Here is a 19160-nt window from a genome sequence, read left to right on the forward strand (position 1 = left end):
TATTGGTTTTCCATTAAACGGTTTTTACTGTCCACCATTAAATAACGGAAGGTTTTTCATTAATTTATTTACCTTTACTTTTACACCTTCAACCACTTCCCCATCCTCCGTATGTGTAATAACTTCGTCTATTAAATCTACAATTACGGACATATCCTGCTCTTTAAGACCTCTGGTAGTTATCGCAGCTGTGCCAAATCTAATTCCTGAGGTTATAAATGGTGATTTATCATCAAATGGAACCATATTTTTATTTGCAGTAATATCTGCTTTAACCAGTATATTTTCCGCCTCTTTTCCGGTAATATTTTTATTGCGAAGATCTATAAGCATCATATGATTATCTGTACCTCCAGAAATTATCTTGTAATCTTTAGCAACAAAAGCCGCAGCCATGGCTTCAGCATTCTTCTTTACTTGTAACATATAATGCAAAAAGTCATCTGAAAGGGCTTCTCCAAAAGCTATTGCCTTGGCGGCAATTATATGCTCTAAAGGCCCTCCTTGATTTCCGGGAAAAACGGCTAGATTAATTAGGGCAGACATTTTTCTTAAATTTCCATTTTTTAGTCTGATTCCAAAGGGATTTTCAAAATCCTGCCCCATTAAAATCAAACCACCCCTGGGGCCCCTCAGGGTTTTGTGTGTTGTTGTGGTAACAAAATGACAGTGTGGTATGGGATCGTTCAATATTCCCTTAGCAATTAGACCGGCAGGATGCGCAATATCTGCCAATAAAAGGGCATCTACACTATCAGCAATTTCCCGAAATCTTTTAAAATCCATATCTCGTGAATAAGCAGAAGCCCCTGCGATAATCAACTTCGGACGTTCCTTTTTGGCTATTTCCTCAATTTTATCGTAGTTTATTACACCGGTTTCTTTTTCTACACCATAAAACACCGGTCGATAAAGCTTTCCGGAAAAATTAACCGGAGAACCATGAGTAAGATGACCCCCATGTGAAAGATCAAAGCCTAAAATTGTATCCCCGGGTTTTAAACATGCCTGGTATACAGCCGCATTAGCCTGTGATCCTGAATGCGGTTGAACATTTGCATATTCCGCCCCAAACAATTCTTTTGCTCTGTCTATAGCCAGTTGTTCAACCTTATCAACAACTTCACATCCCCCGTAATAGCGCTTACCGGGATATCCTTCAGCGTATTTGTTGGTAAGAACGGATCCCGCAGCTTCCATAACCTGTGGGCTTGTAAAATTTTCTGAAGCAATAAGTTCTATCCCATTTAATTGTCGTTCTTTTTCCTCGGCAATTAAGTCAAATATTTGATGGTCGCGTTGCATAAAATTATCCTTATATTATATGAGGCGTAAAAGTACAAATTGATAGACGTTAATAAGAAGAAAATAATATATTTGATTAGGAATTTATCAAACAAAAATTAACAATTATATCATGTCCTCAAAAACAAATGATCCATCCAAAAAAACCTGGCTACCCGTGGCCCCTAATACTGATTTTCCCATACAGAATATTCCATTTGGTGTTTTCCTAACACGGGATGATGTCATTACAATTGGCACAAGAATAGGGGATCATGCCATTGATCTTGGAGCACTGCATCAACTGGGTTATTTTAATGGAATTCCTCTTACAGATGATATTTTCCTTCAGGATACTTTAAACGATTTCATTTCAGATGGCCAAAAAACCTGGCGTTTAGTGCGTAACAGGATAAGTGAAATTTTTGACATTACGAATCCAATTCTAAAAGAAAACCCGGAACATCGCAAAATTGTTTTATTCACTTTGGATGAGATAGAAATGCAACTGCCTGTACACATTGGAGATTATACGGATTTTTATTCAAGTAAAGAGCATGCAACTAATATCGGCACTATGTTCCGCGATCCTGAAAATGCCTTGTTGCCTAACTGGTTGCATATTCCAATTGGGTATCATGGCAGAAGCTCCACTATAATTCCCAGTGGAAGAAATATTCGAAGACCTATGGGGCAGACGTTACCCAAAGGGGCTACCCAACCTGTGTTTGGGCCTTCTAAAATGGTTGACTTTGAATTGGAAATGGCCTTTATTACAACAGACGCGAATAAATTAGGAGAATCTATACCCATTAACGAGGCTGAAAATTATATTTTTGGACTCGTTTTATTAAATGACTGGAGTGCCAGGGATATACAAAAATGGGAGTACGTACCCCTGGGGCCATTTATGGCAAAGAATTTTGCCTCTTCTATTTCTCCATGGATTGTTACATTGGAGGCCCTTGAACCTTTTAGAGTTGAAAGTCCAAAACAGGACCCCATTCCACTACCCTATCTTCAACAACAAGGAAAAAATAGCTTTGATATTCATTTAGAAGTTTCAATTGCTCCTGAGGGTAAGGCTCCTACGACAATTACAAAATCTAACTTTAAATATATGTATTGGACTATGGCTCAACAGTTAGCTCATCATACCTCAAATGGTTGTAAGGTACTTAGTGGTGATCTTATGGGAAGTGGTACAATTTCTGGTACAACCCCCGATTCTTATGGTTCAATGCTGGAATTGGCGTGGCAGGGAACAAAGCCTGTTAGCCTTCAGAATGATGAAAAAAGGACGTCAATTCAAGATTTCGATACCGTAACTTTAAAAGGATTTTGTGAAAAAGATGGTGTGCGCATCGGGTTTGGTATGGTAGAGACAAAATTGCTTCCTCCTCTAAAAGATAATCTTTAAATTCAGTACACTAAAGGATCATTTTACCGAATTTATACGATACATTATCGTTTTTCGTTATGAACTATATGCGTTTTGGCACAGCTATTGAAAACTGCTGTTAAAACCCTTAAATGTATTATCATGAAAAAAACGATACTCTTCACAACAATTTTGGTTCTTTTAATAGCCTGCGGAGGTGTTAAAAAAACCCAGGAAGCCATAAATACCGGCAATTATTCCGCAGCCATAAATAAGGCTATAAGAAATCTGGCCGATAATAAAACTAAAAAAGGCAACCAACCCTATGTGTTACTTCTTGAAGAAGCGTTCAAAAAATATACACAAAGGGAATTAGAAAATATTGCCTATTTAAAAAAAGAAGGTAACCCTGCTAATTACAACCAGATATTTAAAGGGTATAGCCGCCTGAAAAATATTCAGCAGCAAATTAAGCCACTTTTGCCCCTACAGGTATATGAGGAAGATAGGAATGCCAGATTTTCTTTTACCAATTACGATAATGAGATACTTGTAGCAAAGGATAATTTATCTGACTATTTATACAATAACGCTTCAGAACTGCTACAGAATGCGAAATACAAGGAGGACTATAGAAATGCCTATAGGGATTTTGAATATCTGAATGAATTAAGTCCGGGATTTGCTGATGGCAGAGAAAAAATGGACGAGGCTTATATAAAAGGCTTGGACTATGTTAAAGTAAACATGGTTAATGATACGGAGCAAATAGTTCCTGAGCGTTTAGAAGAAGAACTGTTGAATTTTAACACTTACGGATTAAATGACCAATGGACACAGTATCATACCAATCCGCTAGCTGAAGTAGACTATGATTATGAAATGGAAGTAGCCTTCAGGGCCATTAACATCTCTCCTGAACAAATCCAGGAAAAACAGATTATTAAGGAAAAGCAGATTAAAGACGGAGTTGAAGTACTTGTTGATGCAGATGGCCGGGTAGTAAAAGACAGTTTGGGCAATGAAATAAAGGTTGACAGATTCAGGACAGTAAGTTGTAATTTCTATCAGTTTACACAGCATAAATCGGCGCAAGTTACCGGTAATGTAAGCTATATAGATTTACAAAAGAAACAACAACTCAATTCATACCCAATTAGTAGCGAATTTGTATTTGAGCATGTCTATGCAAATTACAACGGTGATAAAAGAGCGCTAGACAATGATCTTGTTCCACTTTTAAATAGGGTTGCCGTACCATTTCCTTCCAATGAGCAAATGGTTTATGATGCAGGTGAAGATTTAAAATCTAGATTGAAGGACATCGTCGTGAGACACAAGTTTAATTAAATTCAGAACCCCGAACTTTCGGGGTTTTTTTTATAGATAACCTGATAAATTGAGGGATGTAATTCCCCCATGAGATTCATCGGCTACCGCGATACCATTTTTAATTATCAACACTTGAGGTGATTGGTGGTATACCTGAAATTTATTAGCAACTTCATTGGAAACTTCCCTGTATCTGTGCAAATCTAAAAAATACATATCGGCCTGATTCTCTTCAAGCAAATAGGAACTCCTGAATGATCTGAGAACCATACTGCTGATACCACATGTAGTGGAGTGCTTAAAAATAATCTGAGGCCTTTTGGAAGAATTTTTTTCAATTTCAATAAGCTGATCCAGAGTTGTTAATGGTATCCATTTCAATTGATTCTTCTGTTCTTCAGGATTTGTGTTTTTACTGCTAAATAAGTTATTAAATATTCCCATTTTCCTTTTAAAGCTGATTAGTCGGACTTTTTTTATTACCATACAAGCTGTCGAAATGTCCTGCTAATGCGTGATTTTTCCGACATTTTGTCCGTTTACCCTCCGTGGTAAGATTGTTGTCCTCTATAATTCAAAATTAAACAATAACTCGAAAAAATATATATAATGAACATTAATAATTTTACCATAAAATCCCAGGAGGCCATACAACATGCTCAAATAATTGCGCAGGGTATGGAAAATCCGCAAATTGAAAATGAACATATTTACAAAGCAATCGCGGAGATTGATGAGAATGTGCTCCCATTTATCTTAAAAAAATTAAATGTCAATATATCTCTTGTAAACCAAATACTTGAGAAAGATCTGGAAAGCTTACCAAAAGTCTCTGGAGGAGAAATACTCTTTTCTAAAGAAGCAGGTAAAACATTGAATGAAGCTAACGTTATTGCGAGAAAGATGGAAGATGAATATGTTTCCATAGAACATCTGATAATAGCTCTTTTTAAATCTAAAAGTAAAATTTCAAAAATATTAAAGGACCAAGGTATACAGGAAAAAGGGCTTTTGGCTGCGATTGAAGAATTGCGAAAAGGTGGTAAAGTTACTTCGCAAAGTGCCGAAGAAACTTATAATTCATTGAATAAATATGCGAGAAACCTGAATGATCTTGCCGATAAAGGTAAACTGGATCCTGTTATTGGTCGGGATGAGGAAATAAGAAGAATACTTCAAATTCTTTCGAGGCGAACCAAGAATAACCCCATGTTGGTTGGGGAACCAGGTACCGGTAAAACCGCAATAGCCGAAGGACTTGCCCATAGAATTGTTCAAGGAGATATCCCGGAAAATTTAAAAGATAAAGTTATTTATTCCCTCGATATGGGGGCGCTTATAGCGGGTGCAAAATACAAAGGAGAGTTTGAGGAACGTCTAAAAGCTGTCATTAAAGAGGTTACAGAATCAGATGGTAATATTGTACTCTTTATTGATGAAATACACACTCTCGTTGGTGCAGGTGGCGGACAAGGGGCGATGGATGCTGCAAACATTCTAAAACCAGCTTTGGCAAGAGGAGATTTACGAGCTATTGGTGCCACAACTTTGGATGAATATCAAAAATACTTCGAAAAAGACAAAGCATTGGAGCGCAGGTTTCAAAAAGTTATAGTAAACGAACCTGATACGGAAAGTGCTATTTCAATATTACGCGGTATCAAAGAAAAATATGAAGCACACCATAAAGTAAGAATTATGGACGAGGCTGTTATTTCCGCAGTAGAATTATCGCAACGATATATTACCAATAGATTTTTGCCAGATAAAGCTATTGACTTAATGGATGAAGCTGCGGCTAAACTGCGAATGGAAATAAACTCCAAACCAGAAGAACTGGATGTACTGGACAGAAAGGTTATGCAATTGGAGATTGAAATTGAAGCAATCAAAAGAGAAGATGATAAAGCTAAACTTAAAATACTTAATGTAGATCTGGCCAATATCAAAGAAGAAAGAAATGAAATTTTTGCTAAGTGGGAAAGCGAAAAAACAGTAATTGATAATATTCAAAAAACAAAACTGGATATTGAAAATTTCAAACAAGAGGCGGAAAGAGCAGAGCGAAATGGAGATTACGGTAAAGTAGCTGAATTGCGATATGGAAAAATAAAGGAAGCCCATTCAAAACTGGAATCACTTCAAAAGGATCTTAGCAATGAGCAAAAAAAAGGAACCCTTATCAAAGAAGAAGTAACTACCGAAGATATTGCAGAAGTTGTCGCAAAATGGACAGGCATTCCGGTAACTAAGATGTTACAAAGCGAACGTGAAAAGCTATTGAATCTGGAAGATGTATTGCACAAACGCGTCGTTGGGCAGGATGAGGCCATTCAGGCGGTATCTGACGCTATCAGAAGAAGCAGAGCTGGTTTGCAGGATACCAAACGCCCAATCGGCTCATTCTTATTCCTGGGAACCACCGGGGTTGGAAAAACCGAACTGGCAAAAACTTTAGCTGCTTACCTGTTTGATGATGAAAACGCACTTACCAGAATTGATATGAGCGAATATCAGGAGCGTCATTCAGTAAGTAGATTGATAGGGGCTCCTCCGGGCTACATTGGTTATGATGAAGGTGGTCAACTCACCGAAGCTGTGCGCCGTAAACCCTATTCTGTGATACTTTTAGATGAGATAGAAAAAGCACATCCGGATACATTTAATATCCTATTGCAGGTGCTTGATGAAGGAAGGCTTACAGATAACAAGGGAAGAATTGCTGATTTCAAAAATACTATAATCATAATGACCAGCAATATGGGCAGCCATATCATACAGGAAAAATTTGAGGTCACAGATGACATTTATTCCGCAATGGAGTCTGCCCGAGTTGAGGTTATGGGGCTTCTTAGAAAGACCATTCGCCCTGAATTCCTTAACAGAATAGATGATATTATTATGTTTACCCCCCTTAATAAGGAGGATATTACGCAGATTGTTAAACTGCAACTAGAGCAACTTAAAAAAATGCTCGCTAAACAACATATCACCATTGATGCGACTAATGAGGCCATTGCTTACCTCGCCAATCGTGGTTATGACCCCCAATACGGGGCCAGACCTATAAAAAGAGTGATCCAGAAAGAGGTGTTAAACAACCTCTCAAAAGAATTACTCGGAGGTAAAGTTAAAGCGGATAGTATTGTGTTAATAGACTCTTTTGATGACGGTTTGGTGTTTCGAAATCAAAATGAATTAGTTAATTAAGCCCGTTACCAATTGAAAAATGTACCCTTGCGATTTACTTCGTCAAAGGGTACATTTTTTTTTGAATTAAAATACCATACAGTATATAGATTTTTTATCTTCGTATAAAATTGAAGATCTATGCCTACCAAAGCTGAGAGAACCACTGCATACATTATTGAAACTGTATCCCCTATCTTCAATAAACATGGCTATGTAGGAACCAGCATGAACGACCTTACTGAGGCAACAGGTCTTACAAAGGGGGCATTATATGGTAATTTTGAAAATAAGGAAGCCCTTGCCCTTGCCTCTTTTGAATATAACAGCAAAAGACTTCTTACGGCAATTGATGATAAGTTGAATACCGAAGGTACAGCTCTGGACAAACTATTTTCCCTTACTGATTTTTATCGTAATTATGACACTTTCACAGCAAGCATGGGAGGTTGTCCCGTTCTAAATGTGGGGGTTGATGCCAAATTTAATAATGCGCTTCTAAAGTCGGCAGCTAATGAAACAATTCGCACAATTGAAGGTAAAATTGCTTTGATTCTGGAAAATGGGGTAAGGAACAATGAGTTGAAACTACCTGTTACTCCTTTGCAATTTGCAAAGCAATTATACACTATGATTCAAGGAGCAATAGCCATGGCAACAATTACAGGTGACAGAAAATATCTTATTAATACAATTGCGTACCTTGATGTTCTGGTTAAAAAAGAAATCAAAAAATAGTTACTTACTTACCTACAACTCTATAAATCCAGGTTTTACCGGTATACCGCCCTCCAAATTTAGAATCCCTGGCTTTTCTGCCTTCTTCCATTGAATCATACCTTTTTAAATACACGTAGTTATATTTATTCTTCGCCCGATAGAATGATTTAGGTTGTAATCCCTCATCCGATAACTTCTTCATAAAGGCTTCGAAGTATTTTTTGGTACCAAAGACATTAGCTATTAAATAATAGCCCGGTTCTAAGCCATCCTCACCAGTCACTTCCTCGTATACTTCACCTTTTTTCAATACTACTACTTCTGTCGCAGCTTTTTCTTTTTCGATCGCCTTAATAGAATCCTGTATTTTCTTTTCTTCATTTGTTTTCAACACAGCCAGAGCTTCAGCACGTTTTATAGCATCCAAAGAGTCTTTTCTTTTCTTTTCTTCTTCTCCTTTAATTTTTTCTAATTCAATCTGCTGATTGACGGCAGCAATTGAATCTTTGGTTTTTCGTTTCTGTAATTCTTCCAGAGCCAGTAATTCAGCTGCTACAACTGCATCAAGAGAGTCTTGTTTTCTCTGAGCTTCCAATAAAGCCTCTTCTTCAGCCATTTCTTCTTCTTTAATTCTTTCTAATTCAATCCGCTGATTGACGGCAGCAATAGAGTCTTTTGTCTTTTGTTTCTGTAATACTTCCAGCGCCAATAATTCGGCTGCCTTTAAAGCATCAAGAGAGTCTTGTTTCCTTTGAGCTTCCAATAAAGCCTCCTCTTTAGCCAATTCTTCCTCTTGAACTTCTTCTTCTGGTGACTCTTCAAGAGTTTCTTCTTCAGGTTCTTCTTCAGGGTCTTCAAATACCTGGCGTCCAAAATCGAAGGCAGTCACAATTTCAAAACTGGGATCTTCACCTTTAAGTGCAGAACTGGTCCCAAACTCAACCAAAGCACCGAGAGATAACTTTTTAAAGAAGCGCCCTCCTATTCCGGTAGAAATCCCATAAAAACTGTTATATCCGGCCTGTGCCCAGAACTTAGGTGTAGAAAAAAAAGTGTTAATTCCTATCTGATCGTCAAAATCCGGCAGCCGCTTATAGTATAAACTCGGCCTTATAAAAGAACTATTGGAATCGCCAAAGACGGTTATAGGGAAATCATAGCTTGCCAGACCCATATAAATTAAACCAGTAGCACTGGCATTACCTTCATTTGTTGTAAAGTTTCGATCTACCAAATTCTCCATGGCGATACCAAAACTAAAAGCATTCAACTGAAGTTTAACAGCAGGTGCAACTTGAAGAATAAAGTTACTTTTTTCTTCAAATATTGGTAAGCCTATATCGGGATTCAAAATAAAATCATTGGCCAGTTTTCGTTGGAAACCAATAACATTGATACCCAGCGTTAGTTGGGTTTTGGCACTCAACTCAAAGTTATATGCATAATTTAAAAGTCCTCCCCGATTTACAAAAACGCCTGTATTGTGTTGAATGAAACCGCCTCCAATAGCAGATTCCTTGTTTAACTTGCGAGAATAGTTTAAAAATAAGGTTGTTGGGTTGCTATCCAGGGTCTGCCATTGCCATCTTGTCCATAATGCTATGGATTGTGGATTATTTCTATCCAACAAAAACACCGGACTTAATAAACTACTATTAAATTCCGTAAGGTTATGCTGCCTGTAGTCATAAGGTAATTCCGGCTCCTGAGATTTCACCGTAAATAGGGTCAAAACCATGCCTAGAAACAGGATTTTATTCAACATAACTATAGAAAAAACAAAGGGTTAACATACTAATTTTGATGAAATACAGTTAAATTAGAGCACTCATTTAACTTATACAAACAATCTAGCATGAAAACAATTAAACTTCTAATCTTTGCCTTTTTATTAACAGGCATTATCTCTTGCAAAGATGATCAAAAATTATCAGATACTTATGTTGAGTCCACGGTATCTACTTATTATTTCATAAGACATGCAGAAAAGATCAGAAGTAATTCAGAAGACATAGATCCTGAACTAAGCCAAAAAGGACTTGGAAGAGCCATGCACTGGGCAGAAATATTGAATGATGTGGAACTGGACGCAATTTATTCCACCGATTTTGAGAGAACAACAATGACAGCCGCACCTACTTCAGTAAAACAGGAATTAACCGTTCAATATTACGATCCCGAGAATATTGATATCGAACAATTTAAATTAGATAATTTAGGAAATAATGTCCTAGTAGTCGGACATAGTAATTCAACACCAGATTTTGTAAATAAGATATTGGGAGAAGATAAATATACAGCCATGGATGACTATGACAATGGTAGCCTTTTTATTGTCCAGGTAACTGGGACAAATGTATCTTCCAATCGTTTACATTTCAATTGCAATTGTCCGGATTAACTTCAATATTTTCCAAACGGATTCTTGATAGAAGTTCTAATTCTTCGGTTTTAAAAAGTGCTTCGAGCTCATACACAGAAATATTGTCTGCAGCTTTATAATTATTATAATCAACAAACCGAATACCATTTATTATTCTTTCATTAAATGCTTCGCGAAATCTTGTTCCCCCTCCATCGACGTGAAATTCATAGGCTAGGTAATCTGGCTTAAACGTCTCTTTATCAAACCAGTAGAGATAAACATCATCAAAATCCTCACCTCCATCTTTTTCATCAAAAGTAACTTCCACCTTATAGTATTGCCTGTCCCCTATTTGCGTTTCACCAAGAAGCTTTTTATTCACTGCCGGGTCATTTAAGCCATATGGAAGATAAGCGAAATAATGAACCGAGTTAATTGAATTTGAATATTTAGTTGCCATGGAATCTGCAACATTTACGGGAATCCCATTAATGTATCGTTGAAAGCCGCTATGTTTGAGAACATCCAGAAAGACAGTTGAATCTTTCTTACTAATTCGTTTTAATACCCTTTTTCCTTTACTATTTTCCAATTCATACCTAACATCACGCAAGGCGAAAGATATATTACACAATGAGTTCAGGTTACCTCCAGAGACCTCTATGGATTTGTCTACAATATCCTGAACGGCCATATTATCTGAATTCTTATTCCTGCAGCCAATTATTGTGAAGAAAATAATGATGAATGTAAATCTCAACATAGTAAAGTTTTTACAGTAATCGTAAAAGTCTTGTTTTCTTTACACTTTTCACAAAAATAAATTCGATTTCCAATATATAGTACTCTGGTATTTGTTCTTACTTTTGCTACTTATGCAGAAAGCGATAAACATAAAGAACAAAAAAGCCCGCTTTGAATATGAATTCCTGGATACCTATATAGCAGGAATTGTACTTTCAGGAACCGAAATAAAATCTATTCGACTGGGTAAAGCTTCAATCACAGAAAGTTTTTGTGAGTTTAATGAACTGGGAGAACTTTTCGCTATAAATATGCAAGTTGATGAATATTCACACGCCACGCATTTTAATCACAGACCCAAAGCTGCCCGCAAACTTCTGTTAAAAAAGCAAGAATTAAGAAAACTGGAGAAAGAAGTAAAAAATACAGGACTTACTATTATTCCCTTAAATCTTTTTATTAATGACAAGGGATTTGCTAAACTTAAAATTGTTTTGGCTAAAGGAAAAAAATTATATGACAAACGGGAAAGCATTAAGGATAGGGACAATAAAAGAGATCTTGATCGTCTTAAAAAGAGTTTTAATAGCTAAACGCCCTATTATTTGTTAAGTCGAATATGAATTGATCAATTTTTATCTTCTAGAAGTGGAACGAATCGAAAGGAACCAAATTCCTGCCGTTCAAATTCCTTCTCTGATTTTCTAATTATGCGAGTCATAATCTGATCCTCCAGACCAACCGGGATTACCAATTTACCTCCAATTTTTAATTGAGACAGCAAAGCCTTAGGAATTTCCGGAGCCCCTGCCGTAACTATAATTCCTTCAAAAGGTGCCTCCCCGGGAAGACCCTTATATCCATCTCCAAAAATAATTTTTTTGGGTCTGTATCCCATTTTCTTAAAAAATAAAGAGGTCTTTTTGAATAATTCCAATTGTCGTTCAATGGTGAATACCCTGGCCTTCAATTTCAGAAGCACGGCGGTCTGATAACCACTTCCTGTTCCAATTTCCAATATTTTATCCCCAGGATTTAATTCTAATAATTCCGTTTGGAAGGCTACAGTGTATGGTTGCGATATGGTTTGTTCAGCAGCAATGGGAAAGGCTTTATCCTGGTAAGCGTGATCTTCAAAACTACTATCCATAAATAAATGTCTTGGGACCGATCTGATAGCGTCTAAAACATTTTTATTTTTTATATTCTTGGCAGCAATAATGTCTACAAGTTTATTGCGCATTCCCTTATGTTTGAAAGTATCTTTCAATAGTTTGGTTTTGTGTTGCTAAAATTAGAAAATCAAATTGGAAATAGGTGCATTTTACAAGTGATACATTGGCATAATTTAGAATTAATCTCCTTATTTTTGAAAAAACATAAACTTATGCTCAAAGTTGGCGTATTAGGTGCAGGACATTTAGGTAAAATTCATTTGCGCCTTCTTAGTGAATCCAGTGAATATGATCTAATTGGATTTTTTGACCCTGATGCCGAGAACGGTGAAAAGGTTGCGGCAGAATTTGGATATTCCTATTTTGAAAATATAGATTCCCTAATGGACAAGGTAGATGTTGTAGATATTGTCACTCCTACTCTATCGCATTACGAGTGTGCGAAGAAAGCCATGGAGAAAGGAAAACATGTTTTTATCGAAAAACCCATTACTAACACTTTGAAGGAAGCAGAGGAGCTTCTGATAATTGAGAACGAGAATGGGGTGAAAGGACAAGTGGGGCATGTAGAACGATTTAACCCCGCTTTTGGAGCGGTTAAAAATAAAATTAAGGACCCTATGTTTATTGAAACTCACCGGCTAGCAGAATTCAACCCCAGAGGGACTGATGTACCGGTAGTTTTAGATTTAATGATTCACGATATAGATGTAATTCTTAGTGTAGTCAACTCCAAAGTAAAAAGAATTAATGCCAGTGGCGTATCCGTAATTAGTAAATCACCAGATATTGCCAATGCCAGAATTGAGTTCGAAAATGGATGCGTTGCTAATCTTACTGCCAGTAGAATATCATTGAAAAACATGAGAAAATCAAGGTTTTTTCAGCGAGATGCATATATATCAGTGGATTTCCTTGAAAAACAAGTGGAAGTTGTTAAAATGAAAGACGCTCCTGAAAAACCGGGAGAATTTGATATGGTACTTCAGAATGCAGAAGGAGATAAAAAACAGATTTATTTTGAAAACCCCGAAATTCTAAATAATAATGCAATCCAGGATGAACTTGAAACTTTTGCCATGGCCATAAATAATGATAGCACTCCTGTAGTAACATTAAAACAGGGAGCTCAGGCGTTGGATGTAGCTTTACAGGTAATTTCGTCCTTCAAAAACTAATTGGTTTAGCCTAAAAAATGCATTGAGTAATTTTCAATTATTAATCAGCATAAAATGATAACAACAATTGCGGTAATAGGAGCAGGTACAATGGGTAACGGAATTGCACATGTATTTGCACAAAATGGTTATAAAGTTCACTTGGTTGACATCTCGCAGGAATCTCTCGACAAAGGGACTTTAACAATTGCCAATAATCTGGATAGGCTGCTGTTAAAGAATGTCATTACAAAAAATGAAAAGATAAAGACATTAGAGAATATTTCTACATATACCTCATTGAAGGAAGGGGTAAATGGAGCGGGCCTGGTAATTGAAGCTGCAACCGAAAATGTGGAATTAAAATTATCTATTTTTAAGGAACTCGACATCCATTGCGACGAAAATACAATTCTTGCGACCAATACATCTTCCATCTCAATAACACAAATTGCCGCAGTTACTCAAAGAGCAGACAAGGTAATTGGAATGCACTTTATGAATCCCGTACCCATAATGAAATTAGTAGAGATTATTAGAGGTTATAACACAAGTGATTCCGTTACCATTGCGGTGATGGAAATTTCTGAAAAATTAGGTAAAATAGCTACGGAAGTAAATGATTATCCAGGATTTGTAGCAAACAGAATTCTGATGCCCATGATAAATGAGGCAATCGAAACCCTTTATAACAATGTGGCCGGTGTATCAGAAATTGATACGGTAATGAAATTAGGTATGGCGCATCCTATGGGGCCACTGCAATTAGCAGACTTCATTGGACTTGACGTATGCCTTTCAATTTTGAATGTTATGCATAACGGGTTTAAAAATCCTAAATACGCCCCATGTCCACTTCTTGTTAATATGGTAATGGCGGGTAAAACCGGAGTTAAATCCGGAGAAGGATTTTACGACTATTCTGAATCACGAAAAGCAGAAAAAATAGCCACCCAATTCGCCCAATAATTCTATGGCAGTTATTAAACCATTTAAAGCAATACGGCCCGCAAAGGATAAAGTGTCATTCGTTGCCTCCCGTTCTTACGAAGAATATTCAAAAAAAGAATTAGACTGCGTCTTAAACTACAATCCATATTCCTTTTTAAATATAATTAATCCCGGAAACAGGTTTAATAAAAAAGTCTCAGGCGTAGAGCGTTTTAAACTTGTACATAACCGTTATTTGGAGTTTTTAGAGGACCAAATTCTTTTAAAGGATGACGAGGAAAGCTTTTATATTTATAAAATAGAAAAAGATAATTTTAATTGCTGTGGAATTATATGTGCAACGAGTACCGAGGACTACAGGAATTCTGTAATTAAAAAACACGAAAACACACTTGAAAACCGGGAAAAATTATTTGCGAATTATCTGCAATTAGTTAAGTTCAAAGCAGAGCCGGTTTTGATGATTTACCCGGATTCGGGGGAAATTTCGAATATAGTTGATAAGGAGACATCAAATAATCCAGAATGTCATTTTACAACACCAGACAATGTAACCCATACGCTCTGGAAGATTTCAGGAAAAAGTACATTAAAAGTACTTCAGAATGAATTTAGCAAGGTTAATACTTTATATATAGCGGATGGCCATCACAGAAGTGCATCTTCCAATCTTTTATCGATTTTATCGAAAAAGAAAAACCCTGATCACACTGGTAACGAACCTTATAATTTTATAATGAGTTATTTAATCCCCGAATCAGAAATTAAAATCTTCGAATTTAACCGGATGGTTCGAGATCTAAACGGTCTCACGACTGAAGAGTTTCTGGTAAAACTCGATGAATTTTTTAGGATTAAGAATCATGGTAATCAATTATACAGACCAAATAAAAAGCATCATTTTAGCATGTATCTTAAGGGCTCATTTTATTCATTATACCTAAGGAAAAGAGTTTATAAATTTACCGATGCCCTGAGTAAGCTCGATACGCAAATTTTATACAAGACCATTCTTGAACCTATCCTGGAAATAAAAGATTTAAGAAATGACAAACGAATCCAATATGGTTATGGAAAACGCAATGTCCTTAAGATGAAAGATGAAATTGACAGAGGGAATTTTGCAGTAGGTTTTGGTTTGGTCCCATTAGACGTCGAAGAGATAAAGGCAATAGCTGATGCAGGATTGGTTATGCCCCCAAAAAGTACATATATTGAACCAAAACTCAGAAGTGCACTCGCTATATACGATTTAGGTTCATCAGAAAGTTAAAGCTGCAGCTTAATGCCATCACTAATGACAGATACAGAAGAGCGTAGAACGGGCATGCCAAGTATATAATTGACAAATTTCAAATTAAAAATAAGTGTCCATAAAAAGAAATCTACTTAAAATCCTTGATAATCTTCCTAAAGAGATAAGCCTTGTTGCGGTATCCAAAACAAAAACCAATGAAGAAATAATGGAAGCTTATGAAGCTGGTCAGCGTATTTTCGGGGAAAACAAAATTCAGGAGATGGCTCTTAAATGGAGTGAATTACCCAAAGATATTGAATGGCACATGATAGGACATGTACAAACTAATAAGGTAAAATACATGGGTGAGTTTGTATCATTAATTCAGGGTGTGGATAGTCTAAAACTACTAAAGGAGATTAACAAACAGGCCATTAAACATAATCGTAAGATTAACTGCTTGCTTCAAATACATATTGCTCAGGAACAAACAAAATTTGGGCTAAATGAAATAGAGTTATTTGAATTAATAAGTTCAGATGAGTTTGTAAATCTCAATAATGTGAATGTAAAGGGTTTGATGGGTATGGCTACTTTTACCGATAACGAAGAACAAATACGAAAGGAATTTTCATATTTAAATTCAATCTACTTAAAATTAAAAAATAGAATACCTGAGGTAAATGTACTATCAATGGGAATGAGTGGAGATTATAGAATTGCAATTCAGCAAGGCAGCACAATGGTACGCATAGGAAGTAGTATCTTTGGTATTAGAAATAATACAATGAAGAAGGGATTACCGAAATTGCTATTCATAAATTTGACGGACATGAGGTTGTAGACAAATTCATTAGTCTTGTAAATCCCGAAAAGGAAATTCAGCCCTTTGTAGTTAATCTCACAGGAATTAATAACAAAATGTTGCGTACTGCTCCTAAATTTCATGAAGTGGCAAAACGCATTGTCGAAATAACAAAAGATACCGTCATTGTGGCCCACAATGCGCAATTTGATTATAGAATCTTGCGCACAGAATTTCGAAGGTTAGGATTTGATTTTGAACGGAAAACCCTTTGTACAGTTGATTTGTCCAAAAGGTTGATCCCGGATGCGGAATCGCACAGCCTGGGCAAACTGGTTCGCTCATTAGGTATTCCAGTAAGTGACCGACATAGGGCCAACGGTGACGCACTGGCTACGTTAAAATTATTCAAACTCTTACTTACTAAAGACAGTGATAAGTCCATAATCAAAGAAATTGTGCGTGAAGAGTCCCTCGGAGAACTCTCACAAAGGCAGTTGGATATTGTTGAAAGTATGCCAACAGAGGTCGGAGTATATTACATGCACAATAAAGATGGTGACATAATTTTCTTAGGTAAAAGTAACAATATCAAAAAACGTGTTAACCGTCATTTTTTAAAAAGCGGGGAATTGGCCAGACAAATTCAAAAAGAGACCAAAAAGGTTACCTATGAAAAAACCGGCAATGAATTAGTAGCATTGCTAAAGGAAAATGAAGAACTCATTGAGAACAAACCCAAATATAATATACAGCGTAAAAAAATAACATTCGCAAATAAAAAACATCTTGTACAAATAAATGGATATGATATATTATCAGATAATCTAGTCATTGTTGACAAGGGCCGGGAAATTGGTGAGCGCAGTGCCATACTAATCAAGAATGGGGAGTTTAATGGTTTGGGTTTCTATAACCTTAATTATCAAATTAATAATATTCATATCTTAGAATCAATTATTACCCCTATGAGTAGCTCTCGGAATGCCAAGAAAATTATTGAATCGTACCTAGGAGAAAAAAAAGTACTTGAGATTATTGAATTGAAAAACCACCAGTGAAAGATACACAGACAAAAGTTAAACCAAAAAAAAGCTGGAAATATAAGCTTCACGAAATAATTTATGGCACACATACGCCGGCAGGTAGGCTATTTGATATAGTTCTGCTAATAGTAATTGTATATAGTGTTATTATAGTTATGTTGGAAAGCGTTCCCAGAATAGATGCGAAGTATCATTCTTTTCTTAACATTTCGGAATGGGTAGTTACTATTTTATTTACTCTGGAGTACATACTTCGTCTTATTTGTATAAAAAAACCAACAAAATATATTTTTAGTTTTTTTGGTATCATTGACCTTCTTTCTACAATTCCAAAATACTTGTCCTATTTCGTAGGCGGTTCCCAATATATTACGGCTTTTAGGGCATTACGTTTATTGCGCGTCTTTAGAATTCTTAAACTGGTTAGATTTGTCGGGGAGTCTAATAATCTATTGCGGGCTTTACGGGCCAGCAAAACCAAGATCTTTGTTTTTGTATTCTTTGTTTTAGTAATCTCCATATTACTGGGTACGATCATGTACTTGGTAGAAGGACCAGAACATGGATTCAACAGTATCCCACATAGCGTATATTGGACCATTGTTACCTTAACTACAGTTGGCTACGGTGATATTTCTCCGGAAACCGGACTAGGACAGATTATAGCCACATTTATTATGATTATAGGTTATGGCATTATCGCTGTTCCAACAGGTATTGTGTCATCCGAATATACTACAATGAAAAAGGATGCTAAGGAGGCTGATATGGGGAGGAGTTGTGTTTCCTGTGGCACTGAAATTCTACGCAGGGATGCAGAATATTGCAGGAGTTGTGGTCATAAATTAGGTGATGAATAATGTCAGGTAAATACCTTCTTTCAATTGTAGGGCCCACTGCAATAGGTAAAACAAAATTAGCTATGGACCTGGCAACTTATTTCAATACAGAGATCATCTCCGCGGACTCCAGACAGTTTTACAAAGAAATGTCAATAGGTACTGCGGTGCCTTCCAAACATGAATTAGAATCAGTACCACATCATTTTATTCAACATAAGAGTATTCAGGAAAAATACAATGTTGGGGATTTTGAAAAGGATGCCCTGAATGTTCTCGATAACCTTTTTGAGAAATATGATATTGCTATCATGGTGGGCGGTAGTGGCTTGTTTATTGATGCAGTTATTTCTGGCTTAGACTCTTTCCCTGAGGTTGATAGGGAAATAAGAACCAAATTAAACACCGTTATTAAGCAGGAAGGAATTGAAGTTATACAAAACCAACTTAAAGAACTAGACGCAGAATATTATGCAAAAGTAGATATTCAAAATCCCCATAGAATTACTCGCGCTCTTGAAATATGCCTGGGTACTGGTAAAACCTATTCTTCCTTTATAAATAAAAAAAAGCCTCCTCGTCCATTTAATTCAATTGTGATAGGCCTTTCGACAGAAAGAAGCAGACTTTATGATAAAATAAATAAGCGAGTGGATACTATGATTGAAAGCGGACTTATTGAGGAAGCCAGATCATTATCTAAACACAAGCATTTAAATGCCTTACGAACTGTAGGTTACACAGAACTTTTTAACTATTTTGATGGTATATGGGACCTGGATTTTGCGATTTCAGAAATAAAGAAGAATACACGTCGATTTTCAAAAAGGCAATTGACATGGTTTGGGAAAAATAAAGATATTATTTGGTTTGACGTCTCTACTCCATTTGATGAGATACTAAATAAAATTATGCAATTAAAAAAGGTCATGTAG

General features: G+C 36.3%; 18 protein-coding genes. 13 read left to right on the plus strand and 5 right to left on the minus strand.

Features of this window, described 5'->3' with window-relative positions:
• Positions 1-24: 24 nt before the first annotated feature.
• On the minus strand, positions 25-1305 hold the full coding sequence (gene glyA, locus Q0X66_RS01020) for a serine hydroxymethyltransferase (protein ID WP_297702612.1): 1281 nt from the start codon (positions 1303-1305) through the stop codon (positions 25-27).
• Between the two features lie 112 nt (positions 1306-1417).
• Here glyA and fahA point away from each other — a divergent pair, with 112 nt between their 5' ends.
• Both fahA and Q0X66_RS01030 read left to right on the plus strand, forming a co-directional pair.
• Positions 1418-2704 (plus strand): fumarylacetoacetase, encoded by a 1287-nt coding sequence (fahA, locus tag Q0X66_RS01025; RefSeq protein ID WP_297702613.1) that lies wholly within the window; start codon positions 1418-1420, stop codon positions 2702-2704.
• Between the two features lie 123 nt (positions 2705-2827).
• Positions 2828-4015 carry a hypothetical protein gene (locus tag Q0X66_RS01030; protein WP_297702614.1) on the plus strand — a complete coding sequence of 396 codons (1188 nt, stop codon included), beginning with the start codon at positions 2828-2830 and terminating at the stop codon, positions 4013-4015.
• 30 nt (positions 4016-4045) lie between these two features.
• Here the strand turns inward: Q0X66_RS01030 and ytxJ are convergent, their stop codons facing one another.
• Complete coding sequence (gene ytxJ / locus Q0X66_RS01035) at positions 4046-4441, minus strand: bacillithiol system redox-active protein YtxJ (RefSeq protein WP_297702615.1); 396 nt, start codon at positions 4439-4441, stop codon at positions 4046-4048.
• 165 nt (positions 4442-4606) lie between these two features.
• On the opposite strand from ytxJ, the gene clpB reads away from it, so the two are divergent.
• Both clpB and Q0X66_RS01045 read left to right on the plus strand, forming a co-directional pair.
• Positions 4607-7207: an ATP-dependent chaperone ClpB gene (clpB, locus tag Q0X66_RS01040; RefSeq protein WP_297702616.1), complete on the plus strand. Its 2601-nt coding sequence runs from the start codon at positions 4607-4609 to the stop codon at positions 7205-7207.
• Between the two features lie 120 nt (positions 7208-7327).
• The gene (locus Q0X66_RS01045; protein ID WP_297702617.1) at positions 7328-7924 is read left to right on the plus strand and encodes a TetR/AcrR family transcriptional regulator; all 597 of its coding nucleotides are present in this window, start codon (positions 7328-7330) and stop codon (positions 7922-7924) included.
• A gap of 4 nt (positions 7925-7928) precedes the next feature.
• Here Q0X66_RS01045 and Q0X66_RS01050 read toward each other — a convergent pair whose 3' ends face one another.
• Positions 7929-9671 (minus strand): PorP/SprF family type IX secretion system membrane protein, encoded by a 1743-nt coding sequence (locus Q0X66_RS01050; RefSeq protein ID WP_297702618.1) that lies wholly within the window; start codon positions 9669-9671, stop codon positions 7929-7931.
• A 90-nt stretch (positions 9672-9761) separates the two neighbouring features.
• On the opposite strand from Q0X66_RS01050, the gene Q0X66_RS01055 reads away from it, so the two are divergent.
• On the plus strand, positions 9762-10307 hold the full coding sequence (locus tag Q0X66_RS01055) for a histidine phosphatase family protein (protein WP_297702619.1): 546 nt from the start codon (positions 9762-9764) through the stop codon (positions 10305-10307).
• Here the strand turns inward: Q0X66_RS01055 and Q0X66_RS01060 are convergent.
• Positions 10285-11034, minus strand: coding sequence for a DUF6503 family protein (locus Q0X66_RS01060; protein ID WP_297702620.1), 750 nt, complete (start codon positions 11032-11034; stop codon positions 10285-10287). The genes Q0X66_RS01055 and Q0X66_RS01060 overlap by 23 nt on opposite strands.
• Before the next feature lie 112 nt (positions 11035-11146).
• On the opposite strand from Q0X66_RS01060, the gene smpB reads away from it, so the two are divergent.
• Positions 11147-11608 (plus strand): SsrA-binding protein SmpB, encoded by a 462-nt coding sequence (smpB, locus tag Q0X66_RS01065; protein ID WP_297702621.1) that lies wholly within the window; start codon positions 11147-11149, stop codon positions 11606-11608.
• A gap of 35 nt (positions 11609-11643) precedes the next feature.
• Here the strand turns inward: smpB and Q0X66_RS01070 are convergent, their stop codons facing one another.
• Positions 11644-12285, minus strand: a complete 642-nt coding sequence (locus Q0X66_RS01070) for a protein-L-isoaspartate(D-aspartate) O-methyltransferase (RefSeq protein WP_297702622.1) — start codon at positions 12283-12285, stop codon at positions 11644-11646.
• A gap of 117 nt (positions 12286-12402) precedes the next feature.
• On the opposite strand from Q0X66_RS01070, the gene Q0X66_RS01075 reads away from it, so the two are divergent.
• The 7 genes from Q0X66_RS01075 to miaA all read left to right on the plus strand — a co-directional run bounded on the left by Q0X66_RS01075 (position 12403) and on the right by miaA (position 19160).
• On the plus strand, positions 12403-13368 hold the full coding sequence (locus Q0X66_RS01075; RefSeq protein WP_297702623.1) for a Gfo/Idh/MocA family oxidoreductase: 966 nt from the start codon (positions 12403-12405) through the stop codon (positions 13366-13368).
• A gap of 57 nt (positions 13369-13425) precedes the next feature.
• Positions 13426-14316 carry a 3-hydroxyacyl-CoA dehydrogenase NAD-binding domain-containing protein gene (locus Q0X66_RS01080; RefSeq protein ID WP_297702682.1) on the plus strand — a complete coding sequence of 297 codons (891 nt, stop codon included), beginning with the start codon at positions 13426-13428 and terminating at the stop codon, positions 14314-14316.
• Between the two features lie 4 nt (positions 14317-14320).
• On the plus strand, positions 14321-15571 hold the full coding sequence (locus tag Q0X66_RS01085; RefSeq protein WP_297702624.1) for a DUF1015 domain-containing protein: 1251 nt from the start codon (positions 14321-14323) through the stop codon (positions 15569-15571).
• A gap of 94 nt (positions 15572-15665) precedes the next feature.
• Positions 15666-16379 carry a YggS family pyridoxal phosphate-dependent enzyme gene (locus Q0X66_RS01090; protein ID WP_297702625.1) on the plus strand — a complete coding sequence of 238 codons (714 nt, stop codon included), beginning with the start codon at positions 15666-15668 and terminating at the stop codon, positions 16377-16379.
• Entirely contained in the window at positions 16334-17401 is a 1068-nt protein-coding gene (locus tag Q0X66_RS01095; RefSeq protein WP_297702683.1) for an exonuclease domain-containing protein, read from the plus strand. The genes Q0X66_RS01090 and Q0X66_RS01095 overlap by 46 nt, the downstream gene beginning before the upstream one ends.
• A complete protein-coding gene (locus tag Q0X66_RS01100) occupies positions 17398-18246 on the plus strand; it encodes an ion transporter (protein WP_297702626.1) in 849 nt (282 codons plus the stop codon). Before Q0X66_RS01095 ends, Q0X66_RS01100 begins: the two co-directional genes overlap by 4 nt.
• Positions 18246-19160, plus strand: a complete 915-nt coding sequence (gene miaA, locus Q0X66_RS01105; protein WP_297702627.1) for a tRNA (adenosine(37)-N6)-dimethylallyltransferase MiaA — start codon at positions 18246-18248, stop codon at positions 19158-19160. The genes Q0X66_RS01100 and miaA overlap by 1 nt, the downstream gene beginning before the upstream one ends.

This window comes from uncultured Eudoraea sp. (genome assembly GCF_947260015.1).
Lineage (GTDB): Bacteria > Bacteroidota > Bacteroidia > Flavobacteriales > Flavobacteriaceae > Eudoraea.

What these genes read in the sequence shown, in the direction of transcription:
- Q0X66_RS01045 (WP_297702617.1), top strand. Translation starts at nt 7,328, where the DNA reads ATGCCTACCAAAGCTGAGAGAACCACTGCATACATTATTGAAACTGTA.
- glyA (WP_297702612.1), bottom strand. Translation starts at nt 1,305, where the DNA reads ATGCAACGCGACCATCAAATATTTGACTTAATTGCCGAGGAAAAAGAA.
- ytxJ (WP_297702615.1), bottom strand. Translation starts at nt 4,441, where the DNA reads ATGGGAATATTTAATAACTTATTTAGCAGTAAAAACACAAATCCTGAA.
- Q0X66_RS01085 (WP_297702624.1), top strand. Translation starts at nt 14,321, where the DNA reads ATGGCAGTTATTAAACCATTTAAAGCAATACGGCCCGCAAAGGATAAA.
- Q0X66_RS01055 (WP_297702619.1), top strand. Translation starts at nt 9,762, where the DNA reads ATGAAAACAATTAAACTTCTAATCTTTGCCTTTTTATTAACAGGCATT.
- fahA (WP_297702613.1), top strand. Translation starts at nt 1,418, where the DNA reads ATGTCCTCAAAAACAAATGATCCATCCAAAAAAACCTGGCTACCCGTG.
- Q0X66_RS01075 (WP_297702623.1), top strand. Translation starts at nt 12,403, where the DNA reads ATGCTCAAAGTTGGCGTATTAGGTGCAGGACATTTAGGTAAAATTCAT.
- Q0X66_RS01030 (WP_297702614.1), top strand. Translation starts at nt 2,828, where the DNA reads ATGAAAAAAACGATACTCTTCACAACAATTTTGGTTCTTTTAATAGCC.
- clpB (WP_297702616.1), top strand. Translation starts at nt 4,607, where the DNA reads ATGAACATTAATAATTTTACCATAAAATCCCAGGAGGCCATACAACAT.
- Q0X66_RS01060 (WP_297702620.1), bottom strand. Translation starts at nt 11,034, where the DNA reads ATGTTGAGATTTACATTCATCATTATTTTCTTCACAATAATTGGCTGC.
- smpB (WP_297702621.1), top strand. Translation starts at nt 11,147, where the DNA reads ATGCAGAAAGCGATAAACATAAAGAACAAAAAAGCCCGCTTTGAATAT.
- Q0X66_RS01050 (WP_297702618.1), bottom strand. Translation starts at nt 9,671, where the DNA reads ATGTTGAATAAAATCCTGTTTCTAGGCATGGTTTTGACCCTATTTACG.
- miaA (WP_297702627.1), top strand. Translation starts at nt 18,246, where the DNA reads ATGTCAGGTAAATACCTTCTTTCAATTGTAGGGCCCACTGCAATAGGT.